General features: G+C 62.1%; 16 protein-coding genes. 9 read left to right on the top strand and 7 right to left on the bottom strand.

Annotation, left to right across the window (positions count from 1 at the left end; genetic code table 11):
* The 4 genes from gshB to ATY29_RS30915 all read right to left on the bottom strand — a co-directional run bounded on the left by gshB (position 1) and on the right by ATY29_RS30915 (position 4,731).
* Positions 1–948, bottom strand: a complete 948-nt coding sequence (gene gshB, locus ATY29_RS30900) for a glutathione synthase (RefSeq protein ID WP_003570884.1) — start codon at positions 946–948, stop codon at positions 1–3.
* 105 nt (positions 949–1,053) lie between these two features.
* Positions 1,054–2,076: an ABC transporter permease gene (locus tag ATY29_RS30905; RefSeq protein WP_097533711.1), complete on the bottom strand. Its 1,023-nt coding sequence runs from the start codon at positions 2,074–2,076 to the stop codon at positions 1,054–1,056.
* Positions 2,060–3,595 (bottom strand): sugar ABC transporter ATP-binding protein, encoded by a 1,536-nt coding sequence (locus tag ATY29_RS30910; RefSeq protein WP_097533713.1) that lies wholly within the window; start codon positions 3,593–3,595, stop codon positions 2,060–2,062. Before ATY29_RS30910 ends, ATY29_RS30905 begins: the two co-directional genes overlap by 17 nt.
* A 152-nt stretch (positions 3,596–3,747) precedes the next feature.
* On the bottom strand, positions 3,748–4,731 hold the full coding sequence (locus ATY29_RS30915) for a sugar ABC transporter substrate-binding protein (RefSeq protein ID WP_097533715.1): 984 nt from the start codon (positions 4,729–4,731) through the stop codon (positions 3,748–3,750).
* A gap of 333 nt (positions 4,732–5,064) precedes the next feature.
* Between ATY29_RS30915 and ATY29_RS30920 the strand changes: the two genes are divergently transcribed.
* Positions 5,065–6,075 (top strand): LacI family DNA-binding transcriptional regulator, encoded by a 1,011-nt coding sequence (locus tag ATY29_RS30920; protein WP_003570892.1) that lies wholly within the window; start codon positions 5,065–5,067, stop codon positions 6,073–6,075.
* Positions 6,076–6,095: 20 nt separating this feature from the next.
* On the opposite strand, the gene ATY29_RS30925 is transcribed toward ATY29_RS30920, so the two are convergent.
* The 3 genes from ATY29_RS30925 to rsmI all read right to left on the bottom strand — a co-directional run bounded on the left by ATY29_RS30925 (position 6,096) and on the right by rsmI (position 7,988).
* Positions 6,096–6,599, bottom strand: coding sequence for a cupin domain-containing protein (locus tag ATY29_RS30925; protein WP_097533717.1), 504 nt, complete (start codon positions 6,597–6,599; stop codon positions 6,096–6,098).
* A gap of 113 nt (positions 6,600–6,712) precedes the next feature.
* Positions 6,713–7,081: a YraN family protein gene (locus tag ATY29_RS30930; protein ID WP_097533718.1), complete on the bottom strand. Its 369-nt coding sequence runs from the start codon at positions 7,079–7,081 to the stop codon at positions 6,713–6,715.
* Positions 7,071–7,988 (bottom strand): 16S rRNA (cytidine(1402)-2'-O)-methyltransferase, encoded by a 918-nt coding sequence (gene rsmI, locus ATY29_RS30935; RefSeq protein ID WP_097533719.1) that lies wholly within the window; start codon positions 7,986–7,988, stop codon positions 7,071–7,073. Before rsmI ends, ATY29_RS30930 begins: the two co-directional genes overlap by 11 nt.
* A gap of 249 nt (positions 7,989–8,237) precedes the next feature.
* Here rsmI and dnaN point away from each other — a divergent pair, with 249 nt between their 5' ends.
* The 8 genes from dnaN to ATY29_RS37115 all read left to right on the top strand — a co-directional run bounded on the left by dnaN (position 8,238) and on the right by ATY29_RS37115 (position 14,157).
* The gene (gene dnaN, locus ATY29_RS30940) at positions 8,238–9,356 is read left to right on the top strand and encodes a DNA polymerase III subunit beta (protein WP_003570899.1); all 1,119 of its coding nucleotides are present in this window, start codon (positions 8,238–8,240) and stop codon (positions 9,354–9,356) included.
* Between the two features lie 55 nt (positions 9,357–9,411).
* Entirely contained in the window at positions 9,412–10,323 is a 912-nt protein-coding gene (locus ATY29_RS30945; RefSeq protein WP_003570901.1) for a DUF72 domain-containing protein, read from the top strand.
* 95 nt (positions 10,324–10,418) lie between these two features.
* The gene (pmtA, locus tag ATY29_RS30950; protein WP_003570903.1) at positions 10,419–11,018 is read left to right on the top strand and encodes a phospholipid N-methyltransferase PmtA; all 600 of its coding nucleotides are present in this window, start codon (positions 10,419–10,421) and stop codon (positions 11,016–11,018) included.
* A 1-nt stretch (position 11,019) separates the two neighbouring features.
* Positions 11,020–11,601 carry a histidine phosphatase family protein gene (locus tag ATY29_RS30955; protein ID WP_097533720.1) on the top strand — a complete coding sequence of 194 codons (582 nt, stop codon included), beginning with the start codon at positions 11,020–11,022 and terminating at the stop codon, positions 11,599–11,601.
* A 6-nt stretch (positions 11,602–11,607) separates the two neighbouring features.
* Positions 11,608–12,315, top strand: coding sequence for an orotidine-5'-phosphate decarboxylase (gene pyrF / locus ATY29_RS30960; RefSeq protein WP_025417574.1), 708 nt, complete (start codon positions 11,608–11,610; stop codon positions 12,313–12,315).
* 28 nt (positions 12,316–12,343) lie between these two features.
* Positions 12,344–12,631 (top strand): DUF1330 domain-containing protein, encoded by a 288-nt coding sequence (locus tag ATY29_RS30965; RefSeq protein WP_025417573.1) that lies wholly within the window; start codon positions 12,344–12,346, stop codon positions 12,629–12,631.
* 112 nt (positions 12,632–12,743) lie between these two features.
* Complete coding sequence (locus tag ATY29_RS30970; protein ID WP_025417572.1) at positions 12,744–13,724, top strand: complex I NDUFA9 subunit family protein; 981 nt, start codon at positions 12,744–12,746, stop codon at positions 13,722–13,724.
* A 280-nt stretch (positions 13,725–14,004) separates the two neighbouring features.
* Entirely contained in the window at positions 14,005–14,157 is a 153-nt protein-coding gene (locus ATY29_RS37115) for a hypothetical protein (protein WP_003570911.1), read from the top strand.
* Positions 14,158–14,367: the final 210 nt, after the last annotated feature.

Below are 14,367 nucleotides of genomic sequence, written 5' to 3' on the forward strand. Positions count from 1 at the left end.
TCAGCCGCGCTTGCGCTCGATCGCATCCCAGAGCAGGCTGGCAATGTCAGCGCCGCCGAACTTTTTGACCTCGCGGATGCCTGTCGGCGAGGTGACGTTGATCTCGGTCATGTAATCGCCGATCACATCGATGCCGACGAGCAGGAAGCCACGCTCCCGCAGCGCCGGGCCGATGCGGGCGCAGATTTCCTGTTCGCGCGCCGTCAGTTCGGTCGCCTCGGCGCGGCCGCCGACATGCATGTTGGAGCGGCTGTCGTGCTCGGCCGGAACGCGGTTGATGGCGCCGGCGAATTCGCCATCGACCAGGATGATCCGTTTGTCGCCCTTGCGCACGTCGGGCAGATATTGCTGGGCGATGAAGGGCTCGCGGAAAAGCTGGCCGAACATTTCCAGCAACGAGGAGAGGTTGCGGTCGTCGCGGGTCGAATGGAAGACGCCGGCGCCGCCATTGCCGTAGAGTGGCTTCAGAATGATGTCGCCCATCTCGTCGCGGAAGCGGCGGATCTCGGCAGCATCCTTGGTGATCAGCGTCTTCGGCATCAGGTCGGCAAATTCGGTGACGAAGATTTTTTCCGGCGAATTGCGCACCCAGGCCGGATCGTTGACGACAAGCGTCTTCGGATGGATGCGCTCGAGCAAATGCGTCGAGGTGATATAGGCCATATCGAAGGGCGGATCTTGGCGCAGCAGCACGACATCCATGGTCGAGAGGTCGACGCGCTCGGGCGCGCCAAGCTCGAAGTGATCGTCCTTGACGTCGCGCAGCAGCATCGGCTCGACGCTGGCAAAGAGTTTGCCGTCACGGAAGCTCAGGCGCTCGGGCGTGTAATGGAACAGCTTGTAGCCGCGCGCCTGCGCCTCCAGGCTCATGGCGAAGGTGGAATCACCTGCAATATTGATGCTGGCGACATGGTCCATCTGGACCGCTACATTGGTGATCTTGGCCATTTCCGTCCCTCGCTGAATGCCGGACAGATGTAGGTCGGCGGGATATCAAACGCAACGGCCAATCGGGGCTTCCGATCGGCCGTTGTTTATGCTCGCATCGGCTGATCAGCGCGTTTCGAGAATGCGCATCAGCCGGCCGCGATAGCTATCGAGAATGACGGCAAGCACGATGACGGCGCCGATAACGATCGGCTTGATATTGTCGTCGGCGCCGAGGAGCTGCAATCCGGTCGACAGCACCTGCAGAATGCATGCACCGACCAGCGTACCGATGATCGAGCCCTTGCCGCCCGAGAGGCTGGTGCCGCCGATGATGACGGCGGCGATGGCGTTCAGCTCGTAGCCGATGCCGGCAACCGGGCTGCCGACATTGAGGCGGAGCAGATAGACCATGGCGGCAATACCGGCGGTCAACCCGGAAATCGTGAAGACGGCGATCTTGTATCGCTTCGGCTGATGTCCCGACAGGCGGACGGCCTCTTCATTGGTGCCGATCGCGAAGACGAAGCGGCCGAAGACGGTGTAGCGCAGCACGAACCAGCCGACCAGCACGACGACGATCGCGATCAGAAAGATCGACGGAAAGATGCCCCAGAAGATCAGGTTGCCGAAATCGACGAAGGGCTGCGGCAGGCCTGTGATCGTCGAATTGTCGCTGACGACACGCGCCAGGCCGCTCGCGACGTTCAGCATGCCGAGGGTGACGATGAAGGACGGCAGCTTCCACTTCTCGCAGATCCAGCCGTTGACGGCGCCAAGGGCTGCACCCGTGCCCATCGAGGCCAGGCAGGCGAGAACGATTGCCTGCCATGGCGAAAACGCCGGGTTGATCATGATCGTCGCACCGATGACGGTGCAAAGGGCCAGCAGCGAGCCGACAGAAAGATCGATGCCGCCGATGAGGATGACGAAGGTCATGCCGGCGGCCAGCACGGTGTTGATGGCGATCTGCACGAAGATCTTCAGGAAGTTCTCCGGTGTGGCGAAATAGGGCGCCGTCGCCGAGAAAAACGCCAGGATCAGGATGAGGGCGATGGCAACGCCCGCCTCCTTCATCGAGATCCGGATCAGCTTGTCCCAGACGCTGACCTCTTTCGTCTCGGTCTGTTTTTCAATGTTGGCGGACACGGCTGTACTCCTTGTAGGCGAGCGAAAGGATCCTGCTTTCGTCAAATTGTTCCCGGGCTATTTCCCCTGATATCTTGCCGTCGGAGAAAACGACGATGCGATGGCAGATGCCCATCAGCTCCGGCAGATCCGAAGAGACGACCAGAACACCCTTGCCCTCGGCCGCAAACTTCCACAGAAGCTCATAGATTTCGGCCTTGGCGCCGACGTCGATACCCCGCGTCGGCTCATCGAAAATCAGCACCTTGGGGCCGCGAAACAGCCATTTGGCAATGACGACCTTCTGCTGATTGCCGCCGGAAAAGGTCCGGACCGCCTGATGGATGGACGGGGTCTTGATCCTGAGCTCGCGCACGAGACGCTGGGCGTGATCATTTTCCGCCTTGCCCATGATCAGGCCGTTGCGGGAGATCTTGTCGAGGGCAGTGATGGTGGCGTTTTCGGCGCAGCTCATGTCGAGCATCAGGCCCTGCATCTTGCGGTCTTCGGTCGCAAGGCACAGCCCGGCGGCAACCGCATCCTTGGGCGAATGGATCTCGACTGGCTCGCCGTTCAGGCGGATCTCGCCTGCCGCCTTGAGGTCGGCGCCGAACAGGGCACGCACCGCCTCGGTGCGGCCGCTGCCGACCAGGCCGGCAACGCCGACGATTTCGCCCTTGGCCACGGAAAAGGACAGTTCCGGGCTATGGCGCGTCACCTTCAGGCCGGAAACGCCGAGCGCCTCGCCGGATACCGTGCTGTCGCCTTTGAAAATGCCGTGATCGGCAAGCTTGCGTCCGACCATCAGCTCGACGATCTCGGGGATGCCAAGTCCTGGCAGCGGACGGGTGATCACGTGCTGGCCGTCGCGCAGCACCGTCACATCGTCACCGACTTCGAAGATCTCTTCCAGCCGGTGCGAGATGTAGAGCGTGGGGACGCCGCGGCTCTTCAGGCGCTTCAGAATTTCGAAGAGGCGATCGACCTCCTTGGAGGTCAGCGTTGCCGTCGGTTCGTCGAGGACGAGAAGCTTGCTTTCGTAGCACAGCGCCTTGGCGATCTCGACCAGCTGCAGTTGCGCGACGCTGAGGCGGCTTGCCGGTGTCGTCGGCGCCACGTCGAGGCCGACCTCTTCGAGGAGTTCCGCCGCCCTGGCGTTCATCGCCTTGTAGTTCACCAGGCCGTATCGGCGCGGCAGATGCTCAAACAGCAGGTTTTCGGCCACCGTCAGGTTGGAAAGCGGGTGCAGTTCCTGGTGAATGACCCGGATGCCCGCCCTGAACGCCTCCAGCGGCGAAGACGGATGATAAGGCTTGCCGTCAAACAGGATATGGCCGTCATCCGGCCGGAAGACACCGCCGAGCAGATTGATCAGGGTCGACTTTCCGGCGCCGTTCTCGCCGAGGAGAACGTGCCCCTTGCCGCGGCCGATCCGAATGGAGACATCCCTGAGCGCCACGACGCCGGGGAAGCGCTTGCCGATCCCCTCAAGCCTCAGGATGTCGTCATCTGCTCTATCTGACACGGCGACCTCATGCATGGTCTTTTCAATTCGAAATGTTACAGCGTCCTCCACGTGCCGGAAAAGCGCGACGCGCATCCCGGAGGCTTGAGATTAAGCCTCACCCGGAAGGATCGATGCTGCAGCGGTTGGCGCCGGCCGCGGCCGACGCCTCCCTTGCTTGCTGTCGATTATTTCAGATCGGCCGCGGTGACGAGCTTGACGTCGGTCTTGACCCAGCCAGTGAATTTTTCGCCGGCCAGTTCGCGCATGCCATAGTCGATGCCCATGACCGCCATTTGCGCACCATACTGCTCGACGGTGGCAAGCATCTTGCCGTCCTTGATCAGCGGCTGGACGGGCGGAATGTTGTCGAAGCCGACGACCTTGATCTTGCCGGCCTGGCCGGCGGCATCGAGGGCCTTGACGACGCCGAGGGCCATGGAGTCGTTGGCGGCCATGACACCTTGAATATCCTTATACTTCGTCAGGAAGTTGGTCATGACGGTGTTGGCTTCCTCCGTCTCCCAATGGGCGGTCTTGCTGTCGAGAAGCTCGAGCTTGCCGGTCTTGACGGAGTCCATGAAGCCTTCCTTGCGCTCCTTGGCATTGTCGGCCTCGGGGTTGCCCTCGAGGATGACGACCTTGGCGCCGGGGCCCAGATCCTTGGCAAGCGCATCGCCCGCAAGCTTTGCGCCTTCCTTGTTGTCAGGCCCGAAGAAAGCCAGATCGATCCCAGCCTTCTTCTTGGCGTCGGCATCGAGCGGCACGTCGATGTTGATCACCTTGACACCGGCCTTGACGGCCTTTGCCAGCGGGGTGGCCATCGCCTTGGAATCGGCCGGAGCCACAACGATGATATCGTATTTCTGAGTGACGAAGTTTTCGACGGCGTCGACCTGCGAGGCAAAATCACGCTCGTCCTTCATGCCGACGGCCTTGAACTCGAATTTGTTCTTGTTTTCGGCCGCATATTTGTCGGCGCCGGCCTTCATCTGCTTGAAGAACTCATTGGACAAGGACTTCATGATCAGGCCGACTTTCGGCTTTTCGGCAGCAAAGGCTGTTGACACGCTGCAGGACAGCGCCAGCACCAGGGTGCCGGCAAGCCCGAGCTTCAAGGCCGCACGACGCGGCGCACTGATCATGACGGATTCACGCTTAAAATTGGACATTTTTTCCTCCCGAACGGCTCTGGGCTCAGCTCCATCTGAGTTGCCCTCGGCAATGAACCGTTTCCAACGACGAATGGGTAACACGCCTTCAGGAATTGTCAAGCGGCCGAAGGAAGGCGGAGAAGCCACCTTTATGGGCTGGTTCGATTCATATTGACATATGTGTGATGAACCGTTTCCATGTTCGTTCTATAGGTTCCGCTCAGCAGCTTGGACCGTCGAAATCGAGACGCAACCCTTTGACTGGGGAGCTGAAGACCATTAGCTGGAAACTTGGATCAGACGCTCGCGGGCGTCTTGCGCAAGCAACGATGAAGGGCAACTATTTCTGTCATGTCAAAGGTCGGGATCAGGGACGTTGCCAAGCTTGCAGGTGTTTCCACCGGCACCGTTTCCAGGGTTTTGAACGATCATCCCTCGGTGACCAAGGACGTGCGGGCGCGGGTCGGAGAGATCATCAAGGACCTGGGTTATCTGCCCGACCCGTCGGCAAGAAGCATGCGCAGCAAGGTCAGCCGCCTGATCGGCATCGTCATTCCGGATCTGACCAATCCATTCTTCTCCGAACTTGTGCAATCGGCGGAGCAGGCGGCGGCCAATCACGGCTATAATATCATCGTCATGACCTCGCTTGATCATGCGGCCAAGGAAGCCGATCGGATCAAGCAGCTGACGAGCAGGAAGGTCGACGGCATCATTCTCGTTCCGAGCAATGATTTCCACACGATCAAGCTGCCCAAGGGATTGCCGATCGTCGTCGTCGACCGTCTGATGCCCGGATATTCCGGCATTGCCGCCGATCACCGCTCTGGCGTTCGTCTTGGTGTCGAGCATCTTCTCAAGCTCGGCCATCGCCGCATCGGCTTCATTTCCGGGCCCGGGCACTCCGTCCCCGCCAATGACCGCCTCAGGGGTTATCTCGACGCCATGGAGCAGGCGGATGGCGGCACGAAAATGGCCGGACCGCCGCTGATTGCCGAGGCGGCTTTCGACTATGAAAGCGGCCGCTCCGCGGGAAATTATCTTCTGGCCCGGGCGCGCAACGAGCGGCCGACGGCGATCTTTGCCAGCTCGGACCAGCAGGCGATCGGCTGCATGCGGGCGGCGCATGATCTGGGAATTCCGATCCCTGCAGCCCTTTCCATCGTCGGCTTCGACGGCATTCCGCTCGCCAGCATGACGACGCCGCGTCTGACGACGGTGAAGCAGCCGATCCAAGACGTCGCCGCCGCCGCGGTCGCCGTTCTGTTGAACAAGCAGACCGCGCCCGAGCTCGATAATCCGATCCTGTTTGCCTGCGAGGTGTTAGAGGGGGAGACGACCGCCCCGCCCCAGCCGGATTAGCGCATAACCGGCAGCGCCGTTCAGGCGGCGATGCCCTGGTTGCCGCCGTTGCGCAGCATGTTGCGGAGGCGATAGGCGATCGCCAAGGGCTTGGGGAAAGGCTTGCGCAGGAAGGCGACCTTGCGGACATAGGTGTCGACCCGCCAGCTCGCCCAGGTCCCGCCCGCAAAAAAGGCGACGTCGCCGGTGCAGAGCGTGCGTTCAGTGCCGTCGTCAGCGGTGATATGGACCTCGCCTTCGAGGATCATCACGGTCTCGTCCCAGCCGAAATACCAGCGGAATTCACCCGATGTGCAGTCCCAGATCGCCGTCAGCGAGGCCTCGTCATGACCGCGCGAATGTTCGCCGGTGCGGGCCTGCGGATTGCCCCTGACGATCCAGTCCGGATTGATCGGCGTCGATTTCATCGGCAAGAGATCGCTCGCATGGGCGACGAAGGATTTCCCGGCCGGCTTCACCACGGCATAAGGCACCGTGCGCGCGGCCATGGCGACCGCACTTGCAAGCATCATCTTCCAGGCCATGAAACAATCCCCAATTGTTATCCCCACTTAGGGCGTAGCAGAGAGGCGTAAGAAGCTGGTTCACACGGGAACTAAAAGTTTAACGATTGGGAAGGCGATCGGTTGAAAGAGGGTCAGAAAGCGTCGGGAAAGTGCCGCGGCAGCCGGCCGGGCATAACCGCGACGATATCGTAGCGCTGGGAAAGCCGGGCCTGATCCACTTGCCGGGCAAGCCAGAGATCGCTTGCCGCCCGTATGCGCTTCTGGGCGGCGGCGGAGACGGCGTCGACAGCCGCGGCCTCGCCACGGCGGGCCTTGACCTCGACGAAAACGGCGAGATCGCCTTTGCGGGCAATGATATCGATCTCGCCGAGCCGGGTGCGGTGGCGCAGCGCCAGGATGCGGTACCCCTTCAGCATCAGAAAGACGGCAGCGACATATTCCGACATCAGGCCGCGGCGCAGCGCCTTCCTTCTCATAGCAGTGAGGTCGCTATCGGCCATCGGCGCCCTTCAACTCCAGCAGGCGCTGGTAGAGCACCTTGCGCGGCAGGCCGGTGAGGCGGGCCGCCTCAGTCGCCGCCTTGGCCGTCGGCATGGTCTTTGAGAGATCGGCCAGCACGGCTTCGACATCGGCTTCAGGCGTTTCCACCGGTTCCGGCGGGCCGACGACAAGAACGATCTCGCCCTTGACGTTGTCCACTTGCTCGTAATGCGCGGCAAGCTCGCCAAGCGTGCCACGGCGGAACTCCTCATAGGTCTTGGTCAACTCGCGGCAGACGGAGGCGGGCCGCGCGCTGCCAAGCACATCGGCGGCAGCCAGAAGCGTGGCGCCGATGCGATGCGGCGATTCAAAGAAGATCAGCGTCGCCGGAGCTACGGCAAGTTCACCCAGACGATCGCGGCGGGCCTTGTCCTTGACCGGCAGGAAGCCGGCGAAGAGGAAGGCATCGTTCGGCAGGCCGGAGCCGACAAGGGCTGCGAGCGGCGCCGAGGCGCCGGGAATGGGAATAACGCGGTAACCCGCCGCGATCGCCTGCTGCGCCAGCCGATAGCCGGGATCGGAGACCAGCGGCGTGCCGGCATCGGACACCAGCGCCACCGAGCAGCGCGCCTCCAGCGCCTGGAGGAGCCGCGGGCCGGCCTCGTCGGCATTATATTCATGATAGGCGAAGGGGCGGTTCTGGATGCCGTAGCGATCGAGCAGCACACGGGTGACGCGCGTATCCTCGCAGGCCAGCACATCGGCGCCGGCCAAGGTTTCCAGCGCGCGCAGCGTGATATCGCCAAGATTGCCGATCGGCGTGGCAACCAGATACAGCGCCGGCTCCAGCGGCCGCGCCGGCACCGCCATATTGTGCAGGCGGAAACTTCGCCGGGTGGCAGCCTCCGCTGTCGTTTCCTCATTCATGCCATTTGCTTTCCGTCCCGCCGTCATTGCGCCTTTATGGGCGAGCGGCAAGGGTTCGGCAAGGGTTCGGATTTCTGTGAGAATTGCTCTGGAAAACCGCAAATGCAGGCGATCGGCCCTGCATGCCTCTTGCAATCCGATGCTGAAGTCTGCCATTTTGCCCGTCCACTCCCCCGGTCTCAGGCCGGGAAAGCATTCCTCGGGTGCTCGATGCGCCCGGACAGTCACGGTCGAAAGCGGTAGCATTCCATGCGTATTACTATTGAGCGGTCAAACCTGTTGAAATCGCTGAACCACGTGCACCGCGTGGTCGAACGTCGCAACACGATCCCGATCCTGTCCAACGTATTGCTCAAGGCCGACGGTCAGAACCTCGACATGAAGGCGACCGACCTCGACCTCGAAATCACCGAGGCAACGCCGGCAAGTGTCGAACAAGCAGGCGCCACCACTGTTCCGGCCCACCTTCTCTACGATATCGTGCGCAAGCTTCCCGACGGCTCGGAAGTTCTGCTGGCCACCAGCAGCGATGGAGGCTCGATGACCGTGCAATCCGGCCGCTCGAAATTCTCGCTGCAGTGCCTGCCGGAATCGGACTTCCCTGATCTGACAGCCGGTACCTTCACGCACTCCTTCAAGCTGAAGGCGACCGATCTGAAGATGCTGATCGACCGCACCCAGTTTGCGATCTCGACTGAGGAGACGCGGTATTATCTCAACGGCATCTTCTTCCATACGATCGAGAGCAAGGGCGACCTGAAGCTGAGGGCGGTCGCCACCGACGGCCACCGGCTGGCGCGCGCCGATGTCGATGCGCCCTCCGGCTCCGAAGGCATGCCCGGCATCATCATCCCGCGCAAGACGGTCGGCGAGTTGCAGAAGCTGGTCGACAATCCGGAGGTGACGGTGACCGTCGAGGTCTCCGATGCCAAGATCCGCCTGACCATCGGCTCGATCGTCATGACCTCGAAACTGATCGACGGCACCTTCCCGGATTACCAGCGTGTCATCCCCACCGGCAACGACAAGGAAATGCGCGTCGACTGCACGAGCTTCGCCCAGGCCGTCGACCGCGTCTCGACCATTTCCTCCGAACGCGGCCGCGCCGTGAAGCTGGCGCTGTCCGAGGGACAGCTGATGCTGACCGTCAACAATCCCGATTCCGGCAGCGCTACGGAAGAAGTCGCCGTCGGCTACGATACGGATGCGATGGAAATCGGCTTCAATGCCAAATATCTGCTCGATATCACCGCGCAGCTTTCCGGCGAGGAAGCGATCTTCCTGCTTGCCGATGCCGGCTCGCCGACGCTGATCCGCGACACGGCCGGCGACGACGCGCTTTACGTGCTGATGCCGATGCGCGTCTGACGGGAACGAAGGCCGCCCGCCTCCGTTTTTCCTCCTGTCAAAAGCGGAGGATCCGATGATGAAAAAGGCGGGAACGGTGCGCATCGGCGTATCCGGCTGGACCTATGCGCCCTGGCGCGGCCAATTCTATCCGGAAGACCTGCCGCAGAAGCAGGAGCTTTCCTACGCCGCCCGGCACTTCCCGTCGATCGAGATCAACGGCACCTTCTACAGTCTGCAGCGTTCCGAAAGCTTCGGCCGCTGGCGCGACGAAACGCCCGACGATTTCGTCTTCGCGGTCAAGGGACCGCGCTTCATCACTCATATGCTGCGGCTGCGCGGGATCGAGACAGCGCTCGCCAATTTTCTCGCCTCCGGCCTGCTGCGGCTTGGCCCCAAGCTTGGGCCGATCCTCTGGCAATTCCCGCCGAACATGGCCTTCGATGCCGATCTTTTCGAGAATTTCCTGGCGCTGCTGCCGCAGGACCGCGACGCGGCGACCGCCCTCGCCAAGCGGCATGACGGTCATGTCAAAGGCCGGGCCTGGCTTCGAAGCGACGGCGATCAGCCGATCCGCCACGCGTTCGAAATCCGCCACGACAGCTTCGGCTCACCCGCCTTCGTCGAGATGCTCCGGCGACATAATGTCGCTCTCGTCTGCGCCGACACAGTGGAATGGCCATTGCTGATGGATATCACTGCCGATTTCATCTATTGCCGCCTGCATGGTTCCGAACAACTCTATGTCAGCGGCTATGAGGACGAGGCACTCGACCTATGGGCCGAGCGCATCCGCGCCTGGGCAACCGGCGGGGAGCCGAAGAATGCGACGCGGGTGCTGGCGCCGCTCGCCGCGGCCGACAGGGGCCGCGACGTCTATCTCTATTTCGACAATACCGACAAGAAGCTGCGCGCCCCGGTCGACGCCGATCACCTCAGCCAAAGGCTTGCCGACCTCATGCCGCGTTCCGCGCCGAAAGCCGCATGAGTTGTTGACGCCGATGTCCTTGTTGCGAAAATCCTTGTCCCGACAGCGACAAGCAGCATATTAAGACAGTCGATCAACATGCGGATGGGTGGAGAATGCGCTTAAGGGTCAAGGTGAAGGAACAGCTAGGGAAGAGATTCGATGAGGAAATCCGTTTCTTCCGGGGCATGATGCAGGGGCCGAAGACGGTGGGCTCGATTGTGCCGACCTCCTCGATCACCGCCAAGCGCATGGCAAGCGTCATCGACATGCATTCGGGGCTGCCGGTGCTCGAACTCGGGCCGGGCACCGGGGCCATCACCAAGGCGATCCTCGGCCGCGGCGTGAAGCCCGACAATCTGGTCGCGATCGAATATTCGACGGATTTCCACCAGCATCTGCTTCGCGCCTATCCCGGTGTCCACTTTATCAACGGCGATGCCTTCGATCTGAAGACCACGCTGGGTGAATTCGGCGACCGGACGTTCGATTGCGTCATCTCCTGCATTCCGCTTCTGAATTTCCCGATGGCGATGCGCGTCTCGCTGCTCGAAAGCCTGCTCGACCGCCTGCCGGCCGGCCGGCCGGTGGTGCAGATCTCCTACGGCGCGATCTCGCCGATCGCCGCCAATCCCGACCGCTACCACATCCAGCATTTCGATTTCGTCATGCGCAACATTCCACCGGCGCAGCTCTGGATCTACCGGCGCGGCTAAGATGTTCGGGATCTACATCACCCATCCGCAAGTCAAGATCGATGCCAACGTGCCCGTGCCGAAATGGGGGCTTTCCGATCTTGGCGCGGCGCGGGCGCACAAGGCGGTCGAGAGCGGCTGGGCCAGGCAATTGCGGCGCATCATCTCCAGCGACGAGACGAAGGCGATCGAGACGGCCGAAATTCTGGCGGCAGCGTCCGGCGTGACGATCGAGGTCGTCCACGGCATGCACGAGAACGACCGTTCGGCCACCGGCTTCCTGCCGCCGCCGCAATTCGAAGAAGCGGCCGACTGGTTCTTCGCCCACCCGGAAGAGAGCTTCAAAGGCTGGGAGCGCGCCGTCGACGCGCAGGCCCGCATCGTCGACGCGGTGAGGACCGTTCTTGCCACACATGATGCGACAGCCCCGATCGCCTTCGTCGGCCATGGCGGCGTCGGCACGCTGCTCAAATGCCATCTGACCGGCAGGCCGATCGGCCGCGACCGTGACCAGCCGCCCGGCGGCGGCAATCTCTATGCTTTCGGCCTTGCGGATCTGGCCCTGACATGCGACTGGACACCCATCGAAGACTGGCGGGGGTGAGTTGAAATGGACGCACGCGAGCGGCTGATCGTCGGCCTGGATGTTTCAACGATCGGCGAGGCGGAAAGACTGGTTTCCACGCTCGGTGACGACATTCTCTTTTACAAGATCGGCTATCAGCTGGTCTTTGCCGGCGGCCTCGAATTCGCCCGTGACCTTGCCGCCAGCGGCAAGAAGATCTTTCTCGACATGAAGCTGCTCGACATCGACAACACCGTTGCCTCGGGTGTCGAAAACATTGCCAAAATGGGCATGTCGATGCTGACGCTGCATGCCTATCCCAAGGCGATGAAGGCGGCGGTCGAGGCGGCGGCCGGCTCCGGCCTCTGCCTGCTCGGCGTCACCGTGCTGACCTCGATGGATGCCGAAGACCTGGCTGACGCCGGCTACAGCCAGGATCCGCACAGCCTGGTGCTGCGCCGCGCCGGACAGGCGCGCGCCGCCGGCATGGGCGGTATCGTCTGTTCGGCGGCCGAAGCCGCCGAGGTGCGCGAAATCGTCGGGCCTGATATGGCGATCGTCACCCCCGGCATTCGCCCGACCGGCAGCGACCATGGCGACCAGAAGCGGGTGATGACGCCTTTCGACGCGCTGAAGGCGGGAGCGACGCATCTGGTCGTTGCCCGGCCGATCGTCAAGGCGCCCGATCCGCGAGCGGCCGCCCGCGCCGTGCTCAACGAGATGGTCGGCGCGCTTTGGCCGGCAAACCGCTGACGGAAACCAACGCAAAAGGGAGAAGATCATGGCCAAGGGATACTGGATCGCCCGCGTCGACGTTCGCGATGCCGAGCGCTACAAGGATTATGTGGCGGCGGCCAAACCGGCCTTCGAAAAATACGGGGCGAATTTCCTTGCACGCGGCGGCGCTTTCACCGAACTCGAGGGCACGGCGCGAGCCCGCAACGTGGTGATCGAGTTCCCCTCGATTCAGCATGCGGTCGACTGCTACAATTCGCCGGAATACCAGATCGCCGCCAAAATACGCCAGGAAGTGGCGGATGCGGAAATGGTCGTCGTCGAAGGCGTCTAAGCTGCTCGCATCGCCAAAAAACTGACGGCGCGATAGGCCTTCCCGTCGCGCCGCGATTGGGCTAAGACGGGGACCGTTACAGCATCCCGCCAAGCCTTTCGAGGAACCTGCCATGACCCTTGCCAACCTGCCGCCGCTCGTCACCGTATTCGGAGGATCCGGCTTCGTGGGCAGGCACGTGGTCCGGGCACTGGCCAAGCGCGGTTACCGCATCCGCGTCGCCGTGCGCCGCCCCGATCTCGCCGGCTTTCTGCAGCCGCTCGGCAATGTCGGCCAGATCTCTTTCGTCCAGGCGAACCTGCGTTATCGCAACTCGATCGACCGCGCCGTCGATGGTGCCGACCACGTCGTCAACTGCGTCGGCATTCTGCACGAGACCGGCCGCAACACTTTCGACGCCGTGCAGGAATTCGGCGCGCGTGCGGTCGCTGAAGCGGCGCGCGGCGCAGGCGCCACGCTCGCCCATATTTCGGCGATCGGCGCCAATGCCAATTCCGACTCCGGCTATGGCCGCACCAAGGGCCGTGCCGAAACAGCAATTCTCTCCGTCAAGCCCGATGCGGTGATCTTCCGCCCGTCGATCGTCTTCGGCCCGGAGGATAGCTTCTTCAACAAGTTTGCCGACATGGCCCGCATGTCGCCGGTCCTGCCTTTGGTCGGCGGCGGCAAGACGAAATTCCAGCCTGTCTATGTCGAGGATGTCGCCGAGGCCGTCGCCCGCGCCGTCGACGGTACGGTCGCCGGCGGTAAGATCTACGAGCTTGGCGGGCCCGAGGTGCTGAGCTTCCGCGAATGTCTCGAGATGATGCTGAAGGTGACGAGCCGCAAGAACCCGCTGGTCTCCCTGCCCTTCGGCATCGCGTCGATGATCGGCAGCATCGCCTCGCTGATCCCCTTCATCACGCCGCCGATCACCCCTGACCAGGTGCGGCTGCTGAAGCGCGACAACATCGTCTCCGCAGAAGCCGAAGCGGAAGGCCGCACGCTGAAGGGCCTCGGGATTGCGCCCACCATGCCGGCATCGGTGCTCGGCTCCTATCTCGTCCACTATCGCCCGCACGGCCAGTACACGGGCACCGGCAAGGCCGCCTGAACAATTTGAACCTTCGAAACAACGCCGTTCGCGCATAACGCGGGCGGCATTTTCCTTTGTCGCCTCAAGCAAAGCTGGCGCAAGTTTGAAATGTTGTTGTGCCGGTCATATGAAGTGCAGTTGCATAAAAGACGCATCGGAAAATTTGTGAAATTAACGCCAAATTTAGCAGGAACATTTATTGCTATTTGCCATTCCACTGACTACCAAACCCGCGCGTCTTCCAACGGACTCAACGCTTGGGATCACGTGCGGCAATCACTGTGAAAGGCATTTCTCGATGGGCAAGTCAATCGCGCTCCTGTTTGCGTGTGCGGCGCTGGTTATCCTTGCAGGCTCCTTCGTTGCGTCCGGTTCGGTCGCAGCGGTCAAGGGCGGCTGCTCGCCGGCTTACGGCGTCGATCCTTGCTCGACTGCTTCGATCAGCCATTGACGAAACGGCCGGCTTCGGTGCCGGCCTTAGAAAGACAAGCAGCGGGTGTCTGAAGCAGGACGTTCCCAAATGAACGCTTGGTCTTGCCGGCTATAAACAGCGGGCGCTTCATCTCTCAATATCGCCTATCTGAAAAATCGGCGGCTGCCGGAATCGGGTGTTTGTACACCAAGCCCGGCGGAGCATTTGCATCCGCGCGGGCTGCGCGAA

It is taken from the genome of Rhizobium hidalgonense (assembly GCF_002914525.1).
GTDB classification, from domain to species: Bacteria; Pseudomonadota; Alphaproteobacteria; order Rhizobiales; family Rhizobiaceae; genus Rhizobium; species Rhizobium hidalgonense.